This is a genomic window from Paraburkholderia sp. BR10936, from assembly GCF_040965735.1.
In the GTDB taxonomy this organism is placed as follows: domain Bacteria; phylum Pseudomonadota; class Gammaproteobacteria; order Burkholderiales; family Burkholderiaceae; genus Paraburkholderia; species Paraburkholderia nodosa_A.
This window is the reverse complement of sequence record NZ_JBFRCM010000010.1, coordinates 43,828-61,466: the sequence shown is the minus strand read 5'-3', so window position 1 is coordinate 61,466 and position 17,639 is coordinate 43,828. Positions and strand designations below refer to the sequence as shown.

Annotated in this window: 19 protein-coding genes and 1 pseudogene; 9 read left to right on the top strand and 11 right to left on the bottom strand. The window is 67.1% G+C overall.

What is annotated here, in order from left to right:
• Nucleotides 1-51: 51 nt before the first annotated feature.
• Entirely contained in the window at nucleotides 52-1,251 is a 1,200-nt protein-coding gene (locus AB4Y36_RS21150) for a pyridoxal phosphate-dependent aminotransferase (protein ID WP_069267878.1), read from the bottom strand.
• Nucleotides 1,252-1,347: 96 nt separating this feature from the next.
• Entirely contained in the window at nucleotides 1,348-2,250 is a 903-nt protein-coding gene (locus tag AB4Y36_RS21145) for a LysR family transcriptional regulator (RefSeq protein ID WP_069267879.1), read from the bottom strand.
• Between the two features lie 424 nt (nucleotides 2,251-2,674).
• Between AB4Y36_RS21145 and AB4Y36_RS21140 the strand changes: the two are divergent.
• Nucleotides 2,675-3,061 (top strand): annotated as a pseudogene (locus AB4Y36_RS21140) (transposase); the annotation flags it as partial.
• 296 nt (nucleotides 3,062-3,357) lie between these two features.
• Nucleotides 3,358-3,645 carry a hypothetical protein gene (locus AB4Y36_RS21135; protein WP_141710846.1) on the top strand — a complete coding sequence of 96 codons (288 nt, stop codon included), beginning with the start codon at nucleotides 3,358-3,360 and terminating at the stop codon, nucleotides 3,643-3,645.
• Nucleotides 3,646-3,897: 252 nt separating this feature from the next.
• On the opposite strand, the gene AB4Y36_RS21130 is transcribed toward AB4Y36_RS21135, so the two are convergent.
• Entirely contained in the window at nucleotides 3,898-4,212 is a 315-nt protein-coding gene (locus AB4Y36_RS21130; protein ID WP_069267881.1) for a hypothetical protein, read from the bottom strand.
• A gap of 286 nt (nucleotides 4,213-4,498) precedes the next feature.
• Here AB4Y36_RS21130 and AB4Y36_RS21125 point away from each other — a divergent pair, with 286 nt between their 5' ends.
• The 3 genes from AB4Y36_RS21125 (at nucleotide 4,499) to AB4Y36_RS21115 (ending at nucleotide 6,168) form a co-directional block, all read left to right on the top strand.
• Complete coding sequence (locus tag AB4Y36_RS21125) at nucleotides 4,499-5,221, top strand: YdcF family protein (RefSeq protein WP_368616156.1); 723 nt, start codon at nucleotides 4,499-4,501, stop codon at nucleotides 5,219-5,221.
• Between the two features lie 159 nt (nucleotides 5,222-5,380).
• Nucleotides 5,381-5,608 (top strand): hypothetical protein, encoded by a 228-nt coding sequence (locus AB4Y36_RS21120; protein ID WP_368684003.1) that lies wholly within the window; start codon nucleotides 5,381-5,383, stop codon nucleotides 5,606-5,608.
• Between the two features lie 299 nt (nucleotides 5,609-5,907).
• Nucleotides 5,908-6,168, top strand: coding sequence for a DNA-binding protein (locus AB4Y36_RS21115; RefSeq protein ID WP_133184189.1), 261 nt, complete (start codon nucleotides 5,908-5,910; stop codon nucleotides 6,166-6,168).
• 278 nt (nucleotides 6,169-6,446) lie between these two features.
• On the opposite strand, the gene arfB is transcribed toward AB4Y36_RS21115, so the two are convergent.
• Nucleotides 6,447-6,851 (bottom strand): alternative ribosome rescue aminoacyl-tRNA hydrolase ArfB, encoded by a 405-nt coding sequence (gene arfB, locus AB4Y36_RS21110; protein ID WP_069267882.1) that lies wholly within the window; start codon nucleotides 6,849-6,851, stop codon nucleotides 6,447-6,449.
• A 217-nt stretch (nucleotides 6,852-7,068) separates the two neighbouring features.
• Between arfB and AB4Y36_RS21105 the strand changes: the two genes are divergently transcribed.
• Both AB4Y36_RS21105 and AB4Y36_RS21100 read left to right on the top strand, forming a co-directional pair.
• The gene (locus AB4Y36_RS21105) at nucleotides 7,069-7,740 is read left to right on the top strand and encodes a VC0807 family protein (RefSeq protein WP_069267883.1); all 672 of its coding nucleotides are present in this window, start codon (nucleotides 7,069-7,071) and stop codon (nucleotides 7,738-7,740) included.
• Between the two features lie 123 nt (nucleotides 7,741-7,863).
• Complete coding sequence (locus AB4Y36_RS21100; RefSeq protein ID WP_368684002.1) at nucleotides 7,864-10,392, top strand: FUSC family membrane protein; 2,529 nt, start codon at nucleotides 7,864-7,866, stop codon at nucleotides 10,390-10,392.
• A 20-nt stretch (nucleotides 10,393-10,412) separates the two neighbouring features.
• On the opposite strand, the gene AB4Y36_RS21095 is transcribed toward AB4Y36_RS21100, so the two are convergent.
• Nucleotides 10,413-10,607, bottom strand: a complete 195-nt coding sequence (locus AB4Y36_RS21095; RefSeq protein WP_069267885.1) for a hypothetical protein — start codon at nucleotides 10,605-10,607, stop codon at nucleotides 10,413-10,415.
• A gap of 103 nt (nucleotides 10,608-10,710) precedes the next feature.
• Nucleotides 10,711-11,172 (bottom strand): Lrp/AsnC family transcriptional regulator, encoded by a 462-nt coding sequence (locus AB4Y36_RS21090; protein ID WP_368604092.1) that lies wholly within the window; start codon nucleotides 11,170-11,172, stop codon nucleotides 10,711-10,713.
• A gap of 125 nt (nucleotides 11,173-11,297) precedes the next feature.
• Here AB4Y36_RS21090 and AB4Y36_RS21085 point away from each other — a divergent pair, with 125 nt between their 5' ends.
• Nucleotides 11,298-11,906, top strand: coding sequence for a cysteine dioxygenase (locus AB4Y36_RS21085; RefSeq protein WP_368684001.1), 609 nt, complete (start codon nucleotides 11,298-11,300; stop codon nucleotides 11,904-11,906).
• A 67-nt stretch (nucleotides 11,907-11,973) separates the two neighbouring features.
• Here AB4Y36_RS21085 and AB4Y36_RS21080 read toward each other — a convergent pair whose 3' ends face one another.
• From AB4Y36_RS21080 to AB4Y36_RS21060, 5 genes are all read right to left on the bottom strand, one after another.
• The gene (locus AB4Y36_RS21080) at nucleotides 11,974-14,355 is read right to left on the bottom strand and encodes a mechanosensitive ion channel domain-containing protein (RefSeq protein ID WP_342946000.1); all 2,382 of its coding nucleotides are present in this window, start codon (nucleotides 14,353-14,355) and stop codon (nucleotides 11,974-11,976) included.
• Between the two features lie 238 nt (nucleotides 14,356-14,593).
• Complete coding sequence (locus AB4Y36_RS21075) at nucleotides 14,594-15,238, bottom strand: NAD(P)-dependent oxidoreductase (RefSeq protein ID WP_368604090.1); 645 nt, start codon at nucleotides 15,236-15,238, stop codon at nucleotides 14,594-14,596.
• A gap of 105 nt (nucleotides 15,239-15,343) precedes the next feature.
• A complete protein-coding gene (locus tag AB4Y36_RS21070; RefSeq protein WP_069267928.1) occupies nucleotides 15,344-15,799 on the bottom strand; it encodes an Rrf2 family transcriptional regulator in 456 nt (151 codons plus the stop codon).
• 125 nt (nucleotides 15,800-15,924) lie between these two features.
• On the bottom strand, nucleotides 15,925-16,380 hold the full coding sequence (locus AB4Y36_RS21065; RefSeq protein ID WP_069267889.1) for a hypothetical protein: 456 nt from the start codon (nucleotides 16,378-16,380) through the stop codon (nucleotides 15,925-15,927).
• A 2-nt stretch (nucleotides 16,381-16,382) separates the two neighbouring features.
• Nucleotides 16,383-16,919: a GNAT family N-acetyltransferase gene (locus AB4Y36_RS21060; RefSeq protein WP_083245542.1), complete on the bottom strand. Its 537-nt coding sequence runs from the start codon at nucleotides 16,917-16,919 to the stop codon at nucleotides 16,383-16,385.
• A 59-nt stretch (nucleotides 16,920-16,978) separates the two neighbouring features.
• Between AB4Y36_RS21060 and AB4Y36_RS21055 the strand changes: the two genes are divergently transcribed.
• Nucleotides 16,979-17,560, top strand: coding sequence for a DJ-1/PfpI family protein (locus AB4Y36_RS21055; RefSeq protein ID WP_069267890.1), 582 nt, complete (start codon nucleotides 16,979-16,981; stop codon nucleotides 17,558-17,560).
• Nucleotides 17,561-17,639: the final 79 nt, after the last annotated feature.

Sequence of the window (17,639 nt, the reverse complement as noted above, 5' to 3'; positions counted from 1 at the left end):
CGCTCGCGCCACGCCGGTGCATGGCGCGGTGCAAGCCGCGCCGACGCACGCTCAATGCGCTCGCACCGTCTCGAGGTAGCGCGCGAGACGCTCGACGCCGGCGTCGAGCCGCGCGGGGTCGCACGCATAGCACCAGCGCACGAAGCCTTCCCCTTGCGGTCCGAACGCGCTTCCCGGCGCGAGGCCGAGGCCCACGTCGCGCACCAGCGCCTTGCACAACTCGAGGCTGTTCTGCGCGCCCGCCAGCCGGAAAAAAAGGTACATCGCCCCGTGCGGCACTTTCACATCGACGCCGGGCAGCTTCGCCAGCGCCGCGGCGAGGTGGTCGCGCGAGGCGCGCAGATCGGCCACCAGCGCACGCGTGAACGGCTCGCCGTGCTCGACGGCCGCAATGCCGGCCTGCTGCACGAACGAGGGCGCACACGAGGTGTTGTACTCGACCAGCTTGCCCAGATCGTCGGTCAAGGTGCGCGGCACGACCATCCAGCCGAGCCGCCAGCCGGTCATGAGCCAGGCCTTCGAGAACGAATTGACGCAGATCAGGCGCTCTTCGCGCGACGCTAGATCGAGGAACGAGGGCGCGGTGCGCTCGCTCGTGGCGCCGTAGTAAAGGCGCTCGTAGACCTCGTCGGCGACGATCCAGATGCCGAGGCGCCGGCAATGCTCGAGCACCACGCGCTGCTGGTCGCGCGTCATCGCCCAACCGGTCGGATTGTTCGGCGAGTTGATCATGAGAAGACGCGTCTCGGGCGTGAGCGCCGCCAGCAGCCGGTCGAGATCGAGCGTCCAGCCGCGCTCGCCGTAGTCGAGCGAGACCGTCTCGACCGTGGCGCCGAGAATCTTCGGGATTTCGACGAGGTTCGGCCACAGCGGGGTCACTGCCACCACCCGGTCGCCCGCGCCGACGACGAGCTGCGCCGCCAGCATCAACGCGTTGACGCCCGCGCTCGTGACCGCCACGTTATCCACCGACGTTGCGCCGTGCAGTTCGCTCACGTAGCGCGCGAGCGATTCGCGCAGCGGCGCGATGCCGAGGTTGTGCGTATAGAACGTGTCGCCGCGCCCCAGCGCGTCGGCCGCCGCCTCTCGGATGAACGGTGGCGTCACACGGTCGGACTCGCCGAACCAGAACGGCAGCACGTCGGGAACGCCGAACCCGGCGTTCGCCACTTCGCGGATCTGCGACGAGCGCAACGCACGCACCGCTTCACGGGGCAGGGAGACGGAGGACGACGGTTCGAAATCGCTCATCGGGGTTCCGGGTGGCACAGAATGTGGGGAAGCATGCAGTGTATCGCGCGGCCCCGCGCGACGAGCTCCGCGCCTCCAGGCATACGCGCAGCGGTTTCAGTGCCGCGCTTCGGGCTGGCCGGCAAGTTGACGGATCAGCGACCAGACCGCCTCGGCGGCCGGCGAAAGCGAGCGGTCGCGCCGCCGCACGAGTTCGACAGTGCGCTGCGCGCGCGGCACGAGCGGCCGCGCAAGCAAGGGAGCACCCGCCGGCACGGGCAGCGCGAGCCAGGGCAACACGCTGATGCCCACCCCCGCTTCGACGAGTCCGAAGACCGTGGCCGGATGGCCCAGCTCCTGCACCACGCGTGCACGCACGCCCTGCTCGCTCATCACGGCGTCGATGAGCGGGCGGCTGCCCGAAGCGTAATCCAGCATCACCAGACGCTCGCCGTCCAGCTCCTTCCACGAGACTTCCTGGCTCAGCGCGAGCGCGTGATCGCCGCGCACGACCACGCAGAACGAGTCCGTGGTCAGGCATTCGGTTTCGAGATCCTCAGCGGCAAAGGGCCCGATGATGACGCCGAAGTCCACCTCGCCCGAGCGGATCTTGCGCACGACGTCGCTCTGCACGTCGTCGCGCAAGCCAAGCGTGATGTAGGGAAACTGCCGCCCGCACGCGGCGACGACCTGGGGCATCAAGCGGCACGCGACCGTCGGACTGGCCGCCACGACGACGCGGCCGCGCCGCTGCTCGCCGATCTCGCGAATTTCACGCAGGGCGTCATCGAGATCGCCCAGCAGGCGCGGAATGCTCGCGATCAGGTTCGCGCCGACATCGGTGAGCTGCACCTCGCGCGTGGTCCGGTCGACGAGCTTCACGCCAATCTCGGCTTCGAGCTCGCGTACACATCGGCTCACCGCCGACTGCGTGAGCCCGATTTCGTCCCCGGCCCGGCTAAAGCTCTGCAGCCGGGCAACCTCGATGAAAACCCGCAACTGCCGCAGCGTCACATTCATCCGCTTGCCTCATGAATTGTCCGTTTTCATGCAATTTTATGCCGGTCACCCCTCGTTACGTATAGAGGAACCTCGCACCCATTATTCGCCGCAATGCAGCAATACGGCGCAAACGCACGGCGGACGGGCTTGTCTGCACAAGATTGGTGATTCTCCCGATTTTCTCGATAAGTGTTTTCGAGTCTTATACGCCCCTGGCAATCTCCCGCGCGGGCTTGGCGCCACGCGGCTTCAAGACGAGAACGTACGTGCTGGCACGGTTTTCGCATTAAGGCACGCACAGGTTCGATGGACGTACCGGAAGCATGCAGTCCGGGACGATCCAGCCGGGCCCGCCTGGTACTCCGGCATCCGGCCGGGAGTCCATGAAGAGTGCGCAGCGCGGGGCAGCGCACCGGAGATAGCTTCGCTGAGGTGAAACATGATGCTGTTCGACGATTTGAGAGACAACGAATGGGCGCTGGTCGAGGCGTTGTTCTGTGCTGAACCGGCACGGAGCGAACGGCGCGGACGGCCTCGCGTCGAAGCGCGTGCTGTGGTCAACGCGGTGCTCTGGGTGCTTTCGACGGGTGAAGGCTGGTCCAAGCTGCCGGGCCGCTACCCCTCGCCGCCGACTTGCCGCCGTCGTTTCGACGAGTGGCAGGCAGACGGCACGCTTGCGGAGATCGTCAAGCGACTGAGCACGAACGGGCGCGAAATTTCGCTGCGCGGCCGTATCGGCGCCACGGCGACCAAGCCGCCCGCACCGCCCAGCCGTGATCGCCTGCGCGGCGCGTTCTGGACCAATCCGGAATCGTGGCGCGCGCCGGTCAAGATGGCCTGAGCCACGCTTAAACTGCTTTTCCGCCGGGCGCATCGTGCGCCCGGCGTGTTTATCTCCCCATCCTTTGCGTATTTCATGGCCGCTGCAGACCGCTTTCCGGTCGTGCCAGCAGCGCCACCCCTCCCCACTGATGCGGGCCGCATCGACGTCGCTGCGTCCGCAACCAGGCGATCGGCATCGCGCGATACATCTCTTTACTAATATTTACAGCGCGCTTTCGTGCCCGACGTTAGCTTAGGAGCATGTCCACTAACGTCAAGAAACTGGATTGACGGGGAACCACCATGAAATCCATGAACCTGCACATCCGGGGCATCATGGTTTCGCTGTTCGCCCTCGCCCTTTTCGCGCCGACCGCTTCGTTCGTGTCGTTCAGCGCCGCGGCCCACCCGCCGCATGCCTCCGTACCGACATGGTCGATCGCGCGCACCGGCGCGCACGCCATGCCGCCCGTAGCGCCTGGCCCGAACGCGAGCAAACCGCCAGTGCCGCGCGGCGACTTGCGGGGCGATATTGCGGACAATGCCCGCCGCAGCGCGCCGCAGAGGCAGGAACCAGCGCAGCGCCGGTAAGCCGGCCAGCGAAACACCATCGAGAGGACGGCCGGAACCGACGAACGAGCAGCGATGACGCAGGACGGTAAGAGCGTCCGGCACGTCGCGGGCTCAGCAAATACCCTGCCCCGGGGAACCACCGCGCTTCATGTGCGGTCTATCCTTACGCCATCAAGCACAGCGTGGCAGCAGTAATTCCGGTAAGCCCGTATCTTTCGATGCGGGCTTTTTTTTGGCGGGACGAAGAGGACGGGGGTACAAACGGGGGTACTACTGGCTGGCTTCGAGGCCGGATTGGGGTACGCGCTCCGCGACATAGTCGGCCACGCGATGCGCGCTCCACTGCACCGTGCGCTCGTCGCGAGCGAGCCGGGCGAATTCGGCGCGGCCGCGATCGGTCAGCACCGCGATATCGACCGGCGCATGGAAACCCGGCGCCGGCGCAACCGTGCGCTGCCGGACGATGTCCATCATGCCGAGATCGCGCAAATACTGGAACACTTCAGGACGACGCGCCCACGGGACCTGCCGATACTGCACCCGCCTCAGCGCTTCGAGTACTGCTTCGTTGGAATACGTGGTCATCTCACTTCTTTCTTAAAATGCAGTCCTGCGATCATTGAGTCTCACGCGAGCCGGCTGCGGCGCAACGCGGACCTGAGAATGGCGCAGTCTGTGCCCTGGCGGGCCCACGCGCCCTATCCGTGCGATGAGCAGCGGCAGGGACTGCAGGTTATCCGGGCCCCCGTGAAAGCGGCTTCACCGCTTCCCGCACGGCCAACGCCGCGCCACGCTCGCGGCGCAAAGGTCGGTTGGACGCGCATTTTCCCGAAAACAATACGTTACCTCATCCAAATTGATTCTATTCGTTTTGTTTGTGCTATTTGTTGCGCTCGGCCTGCTGTGGCGCAGCGCGCGCTGGCGTGTCGCGGTCTGCGCGGCCGCGGTCTTCTGGCTGCTCGCGACCGGCTGGCTCACCGCGGTGCTGCTCGATATCGCCCAGCCGGAGTTGTATCGCACTCCCTACGATCAGGCGAAAATCGGCCCGGCGCACTTCGGTGCGCGCACCGCCATCATCATGCTGGGCGGCGGCACCGAATCGCACGGCGGCCGACTGGTCCCCGCGCGCGACGTCTACGCGCGCATTGCGCTTGCCGCCGAGTTGTACGCACAGTGCGCGCGCGCGGGCGGCACTTGCCGCGTGATCGTGAGTGGCGGCAACCCGGAGCACCATGCGAGCGCCGAGGCCGACAACTACGCGCCCTACCTGCTGCGCGCCGGTGTGCCGAGCGCCGATCTCGTGCTCGAAAACCAGAGCCTCACGACGTATCAGAACGCGCGCAACGTCGCGCCCATCGTCCGCGCCGGGAATGACGAAACGCTCCTGCTCGTCACGTCCTCGTACCAGATGCGCCGTGCGATGCTCGATTTCCGGCGTTTCGACATGGACCCGCTGCCTGCGGTTTCCAGCGTGCGGCATGTCGAGCGCGGCCTGCTTCCGCGCCTCGCAAATCTCAAGTCCGCTGAAACGGCGCTCCACGAATCGATTGGGGTTGCCCAGTTCTATGTGTATCGGATGATCGGCTGGTTCTAATATGACCGTTAGGCGACGTTAGATGTAACGAGATGTAACTCCCGCACGAACGGCTTACGTGATGTCATCTGGAGCGAGTATTTGATCGTTAGAATGGGGTGTCCATCCTGCTTGGACAGGCACCGGCTGGGTCCATAAACCGCTCCTTCGGAGGTAGAGATGAAAAAAGTGTCCCTCGCAGTCCTGATTTCACTTTCCGCACTGGCGGGCGCTGCGCATGCGCAGTCGGATAACGGCATCACGATGAACACCGACCCGGCCAAGGCCGACGACGTTCTGCAACGCGCGCAGGCGCTGCAGCAGCAACAGGAAGCCGCGCCTGCGCCGGCGCCCATGATGCATCACAAGTCGGGGCATCCGCATCACAAGAAGGCCCCTGCCCAGTAAGAACGGACGAGGCTGGCCGCGCGCAGCCCAGCGCACGCGGGCGACGCCTTCCCGGGAATGAAGCCGATGCCGGTTTAGCCGCCATCGGCTTTTTTCTTCGCCGCGCCACTTCGCTGCGTTTGTGGCCTCGCGCGCAGCGGCCCCGCGCCGACGCGCCCGCGCGGTATGCTAAAGTCGCGCACCTCGAAAACGCCGCGGTTGGCCAGTTGCGGTCGGCTAGACGCGGTCGGCCAGACGCGGTCGGCTAGACGCGGTCGGCAGACCCAACCTTTTGTGCGCGCCACGCGCGGAGAAACGCAATGAGCAACATCCAGCTCGACATCGAATGGACCGAAGCGGCCTCACGCAAGATCGAAAAACTGATGCCGCGCGGCGGCAACCAGGATGCGTATCTCGCGCTGCCCCCCATCGAATGCCTGCCGATGGAAGGCGACGTGCTGTTTCTCGGCCCGGCCGGCAAGCAGCAGCCGTTCATCGTGGCGGAGCGCCAATACCACCACGAAGGCGACGCGGACTGGACCATCATCCTGATTCTCGACGTGCCCGACACGGCGCACTGAGCGGCAAACCCAAGCCGCCGGCAGTCGGCATACGAGGCGCTCGCACCGAAGGCGAGCGCCCGCTTTGGAAGGCAGTTGCGCGGCCCTGGTGGTAGAGGCGCCCGCGAACCGCCCGCGCCGCCGTCCGTCCCAAGCCATGCCGAACCCGACTTCGGTGCGGGCTTCTCCAATTTCGACCGCGTCTGGCGCACATGTTGTGCGCGGACTTTCCGCCCGAGCACGGGCCGCGCGAGCGCCCGTGGCGCGAGCCGGGTCAAGCCGCCGCGTGATCCGGGTCGCTAGTCGGTGACGCGCCGACGCCCCGCCTTCAGCTCACCGGTGCGCGCCTTGCTGTCGAGCCGGCGCAGCTTCGAGGCGCGCGTGGGACGCGTCGCCACGCGCGCCTTGCGCGTCACGCTCACGCTGTCGACCAGTTCCTCCAGGCGCGCAAGCGCGGCCACGCGGTTCTGTTCCTGGGTGCGGTATTCCTGCGACTTGATCACGACGACGCCCTCGCTCGTAATCCGGCGGTCGGCGAGCGCGAGCAGGCGCATCTTGAGCACCTCGGGCAACGACGAGGCGCGAATGTCGAAGCGCAGATGAATCGCGCTCGACACCTTGTTCACGTTCTGGCCGCCCGCGCCCTGCGCGCGAACGGCGACGAGTTCGATTTCCTGCAACGGGATGGGCGCGCGTGCGGTCATGGGCAACGAGAAAGAAAGCAGGCCGCATCGGGCCGGACACGCGGCAGTGTCGCACAGCGCGGCTGAATCGGCACAGGCATGACACAGGCGTGACACCTCCTCGCGCAAGGGGCAAGCCGATCCGCCGTCGGCCGCTGTGCAGCCAGTTTGCCGCCGCGCGGCGCATGAACCATACTTGCGACATTCCCTTGGGCGAACCCACAGGAGCACGCACCCCATGAAGCTGCGTCCCGCATTCGTTGCCGAACTGGCGGTCAATCTCCTGCTTCCCTGGGTCGCCTACCGTCTCGCCGAGCCGCACTGGGGCGAAGTCGGCGGCCTCATTGCCTCGGCCGCGCCGCCGCTTGCCTGGAGCATCGTCGAACTGGTGCGCTTTCGGCGGGTGGATGCGCTCTCCGCCGTCATTCTGCTCGGCATCGTACTCTCTGTGCTCGCCGTGGCATTCGGCGGCAGCCCGCGCGTGCTGTTGATGCGCGAAAGCCTCGCCTCGGGCGCGATCGGCGCCGCGTTTCTGATCTCGCTTCTCGCCAGGCGCCCGCTCGTGTTCTATCTCACGCGAGCGACGGTCGCGCGTGAGACGCGCGAGGGCGTCGCGCGGCTCGAACAGCTCTGGAAGGAAAACACGAGCTTCGCGGCGGCCATGCGGCTGCTCACGTTCATCTGGGGCTTCGGGCTTTGTCTCGATTCCGCGCTCCGCACGTACCTGGCCGCCACCTGGCCGATCGAGCGCTTTCTCGTCGTCTCGCCGATCATCGGCTATGGCGTGTTCGGCGGCCTGATGGCCTGGACCTTCTGGTATCGCACGCGCATGCGGCGCATCAACGGCACGCACGGCCTGCTCGGCGACGCGGCCGCCGCAACGAACGCGAGCACGCTCAGCGTGGACTGAGACGCCGGCGCCAGGTTCGGCCCGGTCCGGCATGCATCGACGGTCAGATCGCGCCCGAAATACGTTAGACTCAGCGCCACAGTCCGCGGCGCACCGTCCGCTCTCGAACTCCCCCGGCAGTCGATGCGCTACTCCGTAGAAATCAGGAAGTTCCTCTATAGCCAGTATTTTTACGGCGGCCTGCGCATCGCGATCGGCATCTCGCTTCCGGCCGTCCTGTGCCTGTTCGTCCTTCACAAGAGCGAGCTGGGTTTCACCATCTCGACCGGCGCGCTCGGCGCCTGCGTGGTCGACATGCCGGGGCCACTCAAGTACAAGCGCAACGAAATGCTCGCGTGCAGCGTAATCGGGTTTCTCTCCGCTTACGCGACCGGCCTCGCCACCTTCAGCCCCGTCGCGCTCTGGGCCACCGTGGTGCCGCTCACCTTCGTGCTCTCGCTGATCGTGGTCTACGGCAACCGGTGGCCGCAGATCAGCTTCGCCACCCTCTTCATGATGGTGATGACGCTCGAGGAGCATTTCACGCCGCACCTCGCGCTCGTCAATGCGCTGTGGATCCTGCTGGGCGGCCTCTGGTACACGGCGTGGTCGACCATGATCAGCCAGCTCATGCTCGATCGCATCGAGCAGCAGGCGCTCGCCGAAAGCGTGTTCGCCTGCGCCGACTATCTGCGCGCGCGCGCCCAGTTCTTCGACCTCGACAACGATCTCGACGAGTGCTATCGCAACCTCGTCGCGAAGCAGATCGCCGCCGTCGAGCGTCAGGACGCGGCGCGCGACATCGTGCTGCGCAACCTGCCCAAGCTCAGGGCCGGCAAGGTCGATGCGCGGCGCGCGATGCACTTCAACCTGTTCATCAACACGGTCGATCTGCACGAGCTGTTCGTGGGCGCACACACCGACTACCCGCTCGTGCGCAACACCTTCGGCGGCTCAGACCTGCTCGTGTTCTACCGCGACCTGATCCGCAAGGCCGCCGCCGATCTCGAAGACATCGGCCTTGCAGTGCTGCAGAACGAGGCGCCGCGCGCGAGCGTGAATGTCAAAGCCGAGTTGCGCGCCATCGAATACGAACTCGAGCTGCTGAAAAAGCGCGACCTGGCCGCGACCGACCCGGAGGCCTATGCGGCGATCTCGGCGTCGTTCCGGCGTATCTGGAGCGCGACACGCCTGATCGACCGCATGCGCCGCAGCCTCGCGAGCGAAGTGCCGACGACCGAAACCGAACTGCGCATCGACGAAGCGCTCACACGTTTCGTGACGAACCGCCGCGTGTCCTGGCTGCAGATCTTCTCGAATCTCACGATGGCCTCGCCTAGCTTTCGCCACGCGCTGCGCGTGACGATCGCCGTGGCGGTCGGCTTCTGGCTCGGGCGGCTTCTGCCACTCACCAACGCCTACTGGATCGTGATGACGAGCATCATCATCCTGAAGCCCGGCTACTCGCTCACGCGCCAGCGCAACGCGCAGCGTATCGTCGGCACGCTGATCGGCTGTATCGCAAGCATCGCGCTGATCCTGCTCGTGAAGCAGCCGCTCGTGCTGCTCGTCTCGATGTTCGCGGCGATGGTGATGAGCTACAGCCTCCTGCTCTTCAACTACACGGCGAGCGTGGTGTTCACGTCGGCCTATGTGCTCCTGATGTTCCATCTGCTCGCGCCGGGCAGCATGCGCATCATCGGCGAGCGCGCGATCGATACGGTAGTGGGCTGCATGATCGCCATCGCCGCGAGCCATCTGTTTCCGTACTGGGAATACCGCCTGATGGGCAAGCTCGTGCACGACATGATCGCCGCGACGCGCAGCTATCTCGAAGCGAGCTGGTGGTGGAGCGGGCGCACGAGCGCGCCGCAGCCGGCGTTCGCGGGGGCCGGGGTGAGCGAGGCCGGCGCGCGCGTGGCCGCCCATGCAGCGCCGGCGGCGACGCGCGCAGGCGATGCGGGTGGCGTGGCGAATCCGGTGACGAGCAGCGTGAGCGCCATGGCGAGCGCTTCGGCGAACGCGGCGAGCGTCATCGACGAACCCGCAGCCGCCGCCGCGACCCTCGACGACTCGCCCACCGCCGGCGCTCCCGGCTCGCCCGTGTCGGCCGTGGGCGCGAAAACCGCTGCACAGACCGCGCAAGCCACGGCGAGCGTAGCCGCAGCGGCACCGTCGCTCGCGCGCGACTTCCGCTACCGGCTCGCGCGCAAGAACGTGCACGTGGCATTCGCGAATCTCGGCCAGGCGTTCCAGCGCATGATGCTCGAACCGAAGGCCGCGCAGAAGTTCGTGCCCGAGCTCAACGACCTGCTCGTGCGCAGCCACGTGCTCGCCTCGCAGATCACCGCCACCGCCCCGCTCCTGCGCAGCACGGCGCGGCCCGACCAGCCGGAGGTCAAGCTCGACGCACTCGAGCGCGCGCTGTCGTGCGTGCGCGAGAACCTCGTCGCCGCCGAAGCGGGCACGCCTGCGCCCGCCGATCAGGCCGACATCACGAAGCAGCTCACGCGCGAACTCGATGCGATGGTGGTGGAAGCCGAGCGCGCGCTCGGCGCCTCGGCGGAACTGCCGCAGGAACTCAAGCTGCTCGCCCACCAGTGCAAGCAGATGATCACGGCGTCCTGGTTGATTCGCCGGGACGCGAGCATCATCCGGCTACCGGAGGAATAAGAAGAAAACGGCCCGGCGCGTCACTGCGTCGAGCCGCCGGCTTGCGACGCGGCCGTGCTCGCGGATGCGTGCGCCGCGCCGGCGCCCACGGTCTCGTCGTACTCGCGCTTGCTTTTCAGTGCGTTGAACAGCACGGTGCCGATCACGAACAGCACCACCACGACGATGAGCACGGCAACGCCGACAGTGGGGTTCTTCCTGCGCGGTTCGTTCATCGGTCGTGCCCAGCCTCGAGTTGGATGACAGGAACGGGCATTCTACGCCGCCATGCCTTGCAGACGGCTTGCGGCGCGAGCCGCGGGGTCCCGCCAGATGCCGCTAGATGCCGCTGCGCACCGGCAGCGCCGTCGAATATTTGAGCTGCTCCATCGCGAAGCTCGAACTGACGTCGAACAGCGGCACGGCGCGGATGAGCTGCTTGTAGACGCGGTCGAAGTCGTCGATATCGGAGACCACGATACGCAGCAGATAGTCGGTCTCGCCGCTCATGCGATACGCCTCGACGATTTCGGGAATCTCCTGCACGGCGCGCGTGAAGGTCTGCGCCCATGCCTCGGTGTGCTGGTTCGTGCGCACGGCGACGAACACCGTCGTCCCCACGCCGAGCTTGCGCGGGTCGCACAGCGCGACCTGCGCGCGGATCACGCCCGTTTCCTTCAGGCGCTGCACGCGCTTCCAGCACGGCGTTTGCGAAAGATTGACGCGCTGCGCCAACTCCGCGACCGGCATGGTCGCGTCCTGCTGCAGCAACTCAACCAGCTTTCTGTCGATGAGATCCATTTCCGCACTCCCCGAGGCGTAGAAATTTATTCTACACGATGGGCAAACGGGAAAAGAATAGGAAAACGCTTTCCAGGCGCGAACGGCTATAAATCTTCTTGTAGAAACCGGAAGAAGAACACGCCATGAACGCCCCTGCCGAACTCGCCCTGCTGAGCGCCTTCCACACCGCGGAGCAGCACGTTGCCGCCTTCGCCGGCTTCACCGCCGCGCTCGACGCCGCTTTCGATGCCTGCGCGACGCCCGGCGACCCGTCGCGCTGCGCCCGCTTCGCGCGCGGCCTGCGCGCGGCGCTCACGCGCGCGCTCGCCGATCCGGCGCTCGTCACTCCCGCGCAGCGCGAAGGCAGCGCGCAGACGTATCGGCGTCATGTCATCGCGGCCGACAGCCGCGGCCGCTACACGGTCGCGGCGCTCGTCTGGCAGCCGGGCCACGCGAGCCCGATCCATGCGCATCACACCTGGTGCGGTTACGCCGTGCTCGACGGCACGCTGACCGAAACGCTCTACGCGTGGGACGACGCACGCCAGGGCGCCGACGTGATGCGCTCGCATCCGCGCGCGAGCGGCGCGGTGTCGTTCGGCGGACGCGGGCGCACCAGCATTCACCGGCTGTCGAACGGCAGCGACGCGCAGGCCGTCTCGCTGCATGTCTACGGCGTCGCCGCCGAGCACATCTCAACGCAGGTCAACGACGTGCTGCCGCTCGTGCGCAAGACGGCGCTCGTGTCTTAACGCGACTGGCCCCTATCCATCGAAGGCGTCACAGGTGATTTGAGTTTGAACTGAGCGGCGCAGACCTTCAGCCGCGGCTGCCCGCCGTGGGAATCTGGGGCGGTGCGCCCTCGGGGCCCGCCGTCGGCGGCGGCGCGGGCCGCGGCTCGTGCGAGGCATCGCGTGCCACGCCGCCGCCCACGTGCACGCCATGCGGATGCGGATGACCATGCGGCTCCTCGACATCGCCGCCGCGCGAGGACATGTGCACCTGCATCTGCGGCACCGGCATCTCGATGCCGGCTTCGTCCATGTGGCGCTTCAGGCGCGCATTGAACGCGCGCGCCACACTCCACTGCTGCAGCGGCCGCGTCTTGATCTGCCCTTTCACGACCATCCAGTTCGGGTCGAACCGGTCGAGCCCCCACACTTCCACGGGCCCGAGTATCTCGCGGCGATAGCGGAAGTCGGCCACGAGTTCCGCGCCGGTCTCGCGAATCATGCGCGTGACCGTATCGAGATCGACCGAGAACGGCACGCGCACTTCGAACACGGCGAACGCGAAATCGCGCGAAAGGTTCTTCACGATCTTGATCTGCGAGAACGGAATCGCGTGGATCGCGCCCTGCCCGTCGCGCAGCCGCACGGTGCGGATCGACAGATGCTCGACCGTGCCCGCATGCCCGTTGTCGATGTCGATCCAGTCGCCCACCGAAATCGTCTCTTCGATGATGATGAACAGACCGGTGATGAGATCGGCCACGAGCGACTGCGCGCCAAAGCCGATGGCGAGACCGATCACGCCCGCGCCGGCGAGCAGCGGCGTGACGTTGATGCCGAGATTCGCCGCGGTGGCGATGCCGGTGATGGTGAGGATCGTCACGAGCACCGCGTTGCGCACGAGCGGCAGCATGGTGCGCGCGCGCGTGCTGGGCGCGCGGCCCTTGGTGCGCGGACCGCTCGGATTGAGCGCTTCGAGAATCGCAGTATCGACCGTGATCCACACGAGCCACGCGAGGAACACCGTCGACACGATCGCGAAAATGGCGTGCGCGATGCCGCGCGCGGCCACGCTCGCCTCGATGATCGCGGCGAGCGAAATGTCCCACAGGCGTGCGCACGATTCGAAGTACGCGAACCAGATGAACACCACGAGCAGCGTGCCGGCAAAGCGCAGCAGGCGCCGCAGATACGGCGAGCGCCGCCGCACGCGCGCGGGGTTCGGGCGCGTGATGCGCAGCACGACCGCCGAGAGGAAGAACGCGAGCACGAGCAGGAGCGCGGAGACCACGGAAATCTGCAGCACGTCGTCGCGGCTGCCGATCCCGCCGAACGTGGCGACGATCGAAGCGCCGGCGAGCAGCAGCATCGGCAGTTGCCAGAGCGAGGCGAGCACGTCGAGGACTTCGGTGAGCGCCTTGTGGCCGTGGCGCAGCGAATAGCTGCGGTTGCGGATGAGATGCGCGACCGGGCGCCGGAAACCAAAGGCGAATACCACAGTCAGCACTGCGGCCGCCATGTTCGCGGCGGTGCTCACCAGTGCCGCCGTGTTCGCGCCCAGCTGGCGCGCGACTTCGAAATTGGTCGCGGCGTCGCCGAGCGCGGCCAGCACGCCGATCGCAAAGAGCAGCCGGCGCGAGCGCGCGATCAGCAGGCGCACGGCCGCGCGCCGGTGCCCCGAACCGAACAGCGAAAACATGATCAGGCAGATGGACGAGAACACCGCGCCCGCGACGATCGCGTAGGCGATCACGAGGGCGAGCGTGCGCCCGAGCGCGTCGGGCAGCGAACGCTCGACCACGAGCGCGCCGAGGAACGCCACGATCCACGGCGCCGCGCGATGCACGACGAAAATCAGCAGATCGATGGTGCGGGGATCGGGCCGCAGGCCGGTCTCGACATCGAAACGCCTGAGCAGCCGCCGCTCGATCCAGCGCAGCACCGCGGCGCATGCGCCCCAGCCGGCCAGCATGGCGAACAGATCGAACACGATGCGGCCGAGGCTTTCGCCTTCTCCGCCCGAGGCGATGTCGTAAAGCTCGACGCCGGCTGCCCTGAAGCGCCCCGCCCAGTAGTGAAACGGACTGCGGCCGCGGCGGGCGTCCGCCTCGACCGAGGCGAGCCCGGATGCGATTGCGCCCAGCAGCCCCGCCGAGTTCGCCGCCGCGCCCGAAGCGGGCGCGGGCGCCACGTTTTGCGACGCGCTGCGCAGCTTCTTGAGCTGATTCAGGAGCGCGGTGCGCTGGCGCTCGTTGTCGAGCGTATTGATGACGCTGTCGAGCGAGCGCGTGAACTCGGCCTGGCTCGCCGGTGACGGCGCAGAGGCCGCCTCGGCCGCCGAAGCCCCCGAGGCAGCCGCCGGCGCCCCGGTGATGATGCTCTTGAGCACCGGCAGCACGGGCGCCGGCGCGGCTTGGGCGGCGGCCCGCAGCGGCGCGGCAAGGCACGCCGCGAGGCATGCGAGGAGCATGAGTGCGCGCAGGAACGGGCGTAGACCCGGGCGCGCCGACGCGGCGCGTGAAAGAAGTGCACGATCCGCCGGGTCGATGCGCACGCGCGACGGCCCGGCGCCCGCGCCATCGCGTCCGATGCTGGTATTCATGGCGGAGGGGCAAAAACAGGACGTTCCAGTTTAGCCGCACTCCACCTCGCCGCGCCGCGCGCGTGCGTAACAGTTTGTCAGCGCGCAGGACGCGCCGCGTCGCGCCTCAGTAGGCCACCGTTGTGATCTGACGAATGAAGCGGCCCTGCTCGAGTTCGTCGACGAAGGCGATTGCGTAGTCCTCGGCAGAAATGCGGCTCTCGCCCTTCGCATCGGCGATCAGCGTATTGGCGCCCGTGCGGAATGTGCCCGTGCGCTCGCCGGGCGCGATGATCGCGGCCGGCGCGAAGAAGGTCCAGTCGATGTCGGTGACGGTACGGTAGTAGTCGAACGCCTCGCGATGGGCGAGCGCGATCGCCCTGTAGGCGTCGGGGAAGCCTTCGGTATCGACGAGCTGCTTGCCGGGCGCCACTTCCAGCGAGCCGGCGCCGCCCACCACCACGAGACGCTCGAGCCCCGCGGCGCGCACGCCTTCCACGAGCGCGCGGCTCGCGACCAGCAGGTCGCCAAGCTGATCCTTGGGCGGCGCATAGGCGCTCGCCACCACATCGTGACCGCGCACCGCGGCTGCGACGCTCGCCGCGTCGAGCAGATCGGCCTTCGCCGCGTGGACGTTCGGTGCGGCCGCCACGCGCTCGGGCTGGCGCACCAGCGCGCTCACCTGGTGGCCGCGGCGCGCCGCTTCGGCGGCGATGCGAGAACCGACCATGCCGGTTGCGCCAAAGAGGGCGATTTTCAGCGTCTTGCTCATGAACTGACTCCTGTTTTCCGTAATTATGTAACTAACGAAGTTACATTTCGGGGGTGAAAAAACGGGGCAATGCCCCGCTGATGATTCTGCTTGCGCGCAGCCCGCTCAGGCCCGCCGCGCCCGCGCGCGTTCGAGCTTGCGCTCGCTGCGCGTCATGTCGTCGACGACGTCCGCGAGCGTGCGCGTGGCGAGCGACGCCTCCATGGCGCGCTGTGCGTCGTCGATCACGCCGCGCAGCGTCTGCTGGATGTGACGCCCGACGAGGCAGGCCGGATTCGGCTCCTCGCGGTGCATGGCGAACAACTGCGCGTCGTCGACTGCATGGTAGACGTCGAGCAGCGTGATCGCCTGCGGCTCGCGTGCGAGCAGCGCGCCACCGCCCGCGCCCAGTTGCGACGACGTGAGGCCCGCGCTGGCAAGCATCGACAGGAGCCGGCGGATCAGCGCGGGATTGGTGTTCACGCTGCCCGCGATGATCTCCGACGACAGCGGCACGCCCTCCTGCTGCGCCAGCAGCGCGAGCACGTGAACGGCAAAAGCGAAACGGCTACTCGTATTCACGGCAAACCTGCCACTGCTGTGCGGCGCACGAATGGTTCGAACCACGCGCGTCAAAAAGTGTAACCATCATAATTACATTAATTCGTAGCGTCAACCGGTCAGCCGCGGCCCGCACGGCTGCGGCCTTACTTCGAGGCATCCGATGCCGGCGCCGACGCGGCCGCGTTGCTCGCCCAGCGCTGCAACGAATGCCCCGCACTCGTCAAGCCGGTCCCGGTGGCCGCGGCGGCCTGCCCGAGCAAGGCCTGCGCCGTGCTTGCCGCGCCGCGCAACTGGCCCTGCGCCGCCGAAGCCAGCTCGGCCGTGGACGCGCTCGCCTGTTGACCTTGCGAGGCCGCCGAATCGAGCTTCTGCTGCGCTGCACCGAGTTGCTGGTTCACGAAGCTCGCGGCCTTGTCGAGCGTTTGCGCAGCCTGCTGCGCGGCCTGGTTGGCGGCGTCCTGCGTGGCCTGCTTCACGGCGTCGGCGGACTGCTTGCTCAGATCGGGTGCGGAAGCATCGTGCTTGTTACAGCCGGCGAGCGCCGCACACACAAGCAGGGAGACCAGCGTCAGCCTTTGCGTCGAAACCTTCGAATACATGGTCATCCTGAAAAATTCGCCGCATGAAGCGGCTTGCATAGATGAAAACGCGGCAATGATACGCCGTCGCGCAACACCGACTCCGACGAAATGAGCGAAAAGCCCGCGCGCTCGAAAATCGGCCGCGACACCGCGCTCGCGTCGGCACTCAATACCGTTGAGCGGGCCTCGCGCGCGAGCGCTTCGAGCCGCGCCAGCGACAGCGTCGCGAGGCCGCGGCGCGACCACACCGGCGCGACGTAAAGCATCTCGACGTGATCGAGCGGAAAGAGCTGCCCGAACGCCGCTGCCGCGCCGTCACAGTACGCCACGAGCGTGACCCCGCGAGAAAGACGCGCGTCGAAGTCCGCGAGATCGTCGGCGGCCGCAGCCCACGCGCTGCGCTGCGCCGCGTCGTAGAACGAGGCAGCGAGCGTGGTCACGGACGCGCGGAACAACGCGGCCAGCGCGCTCGCATCGCGGCCCGGCACGTAGCGCCGCCAGTCGATGGTGTGCAGTGCGGCGCCCGCGACGCCGTGCTTTGCGAAATCGTCAAACATGATGGAGTAGACTGCCCACGCGCACGATCTGTTCCACCGTCCACCTCCGGAGACAAACGATGGCCGTCAAGAAGATCCTGTTCCTCACCGGCGATTTTGCCGAAGACTATGAAACGATGGTGCCGTTCCAGGCGCTGCAGGCAGTCGGCCACCGCGTCGATGCGGTATGCCCCGGCAAGAAGGCGGGCGAGCGCGTGAAGACCGCCATTCACGATTTCGAGGGCGACCAGACCTACACCGAAAAGCCGGGGCACCAGTTCGCGCTCAACGCGACTTTCGACGAAATCGACGCCGCCAGCTACGATGCGCTTGCCATCGCAGGGGGACGCGCGCCCGAATATCTGCGCCTCGACCCGAAGGTCATCGAGATGGTGCGTCACTTCGCCCAGGCGAACAAGCCCATCGCGGCGATCTGCCATGCGGCCCAGCTGCTCGCCGCGGCCGAGGTGATCCGCGGCAAGCGCATTTCGGCCTATCCGGCCTGCGCGCCCGAGGTGCGGCTCGCGGGCGGCGAATATGCCGACATCGCCATCGACAGCGCCGTGACCGACGCGCCCTTCGTCACCGCGCCGGCGTGGCCCGCCCATCCCGAATGGCTGCGCCAGTTCCTCGTGCTCCTCGGCACGCGCATCGAGCCGTGAGCGAGCGCTGATCCACGCGCGCGCCAGCCGCCAATTCGGGCAGCTCCGATAGAGCGCGCTTGTCTGGACGTCTAAGCGC

Bases quoted from the DNA above. Each gene is read 5' to 3' on its own strand.
- AB4Y36_RS21130 (WP_069267881.1), bottom strand. From the start codon at position 4,212: ATGACCACGTATTCCAACGAAGCAGTACTCGAAGCGCTGAGGCGGGTG.
- AB4Y36_RS21080 (WP_342946000.1), bottom strand. From the start codon at position 14,355: ATGCTCCTCGCATGCCTCGCGGCGTGCCTTGCCGCGCCGCTGCGGGCC.
- AB4Y36_RS21120 (WP_368684003.1), top strand. From the start codon at position 5,381: ATGAAAAAAGTGTCCCTCGCAGTCCTGATTTCACTTTCCGCACTGGCG.
- arfB (WP_069267882.1), bottom strand. From the start codon at position 6,851: ATGACCGCACGCGCGCCCATCCCGTTGCAGGAAATCGAACTCGTCGCC.
- AB4Y36_RS21075 (WP_368604090.1), bottom strand. From the start codon at position 15,238: ATGAGCAAGACGCTGAAAATCGCCCTCTTTGGCGCAACCGGCATGGTC.
- AB4Y36_RS21115 (WP_133184189.1), top strand. From the start codon at position 5,908: ATGAGCAACATCCAGCTCGACATCGAATGGACCGAAGCGGCCTCACGC.
- AB4Y36_RS21105 (WP_069267883.1), top strand. From the start codon at position 7,069: ATGAAGCTGCGTCCCGCATTCGTTGCCGAACTGGCGGTCAATCTCCTG.
- AB4Y36_RS21060 (WP_083245542.1), bottom strand. From the start codon at position 16,919: ATGTTTGACGATTTCGCAAAGCACGGCGTCGCGGGCGCCGCACTGCAC.
- AB4Y36_RS21100 (WP_368684002.1), top strand. From the start codon at position 7,864: ATGCGCTACTCCGTAGAAATCAGGAAGTTCCTCTATAGCCAGTATTTT.
- AB4Y36_RS21145 (WP_069267879.1), bottom strand. From the start codon at position 2,250: ATGAATGTGACGCTGCGGCAGTTGCGGGTTTTCATCGAGGTTGCCCGG.
- AB4Y36_RS21055 (WP_069267890.1), top strand. From the start codon at position 16,979: ATGGCCGTCAAGAAGATCCTGTTCCTCACCGGCGATTTTGCCGAAGAC.
- AB4Y36_RS21085 (WP_368684001.1), top strand. From the start codon at position 11,298: ATGAACGCCCCTGCCGAACTCGCCCTGCTGAGCGCCTTCCACACCGCG.
- AB4Y36_RS21095 (WP_069267885.1), bottom strand. From the start codon at position 10,607: ATGAACGAACCGCGCAGGAAGAACCCCACTGTCGGCGTTGCCGTGCTC.
- AB4Y36_RS21090 (WP_368604092.1), bottom strand. From the start codon at position 11,172: ATGGATCTCATCGACAGAAAGCTGGTTGAGTTGCTGCAGCAGGACGCG.
- AB4Y36_RS21065 (WP_069267889.1), bottom strand. From the start codon at position 16,380: ATGTATTCGAAGGTTTCGACGCAAAGGCTGACGCTGGTCTCCCTGCTT.
- AB4Y36_RS21150 (WP_069267878.1), bottom strand. From the start codon at position 1,251: ATGAGCGATTTCGAACCGTCGTCCTCCGTCTCCCTGCCCCGTGAAGCG.
- AB4Y36_RS21135 (WP_141710846.1), top strand. From the start codon at position 3,358: ATGAAATCCATGAACCTGCACATCCGGGGCATCATGGTTTCGCTGTTC.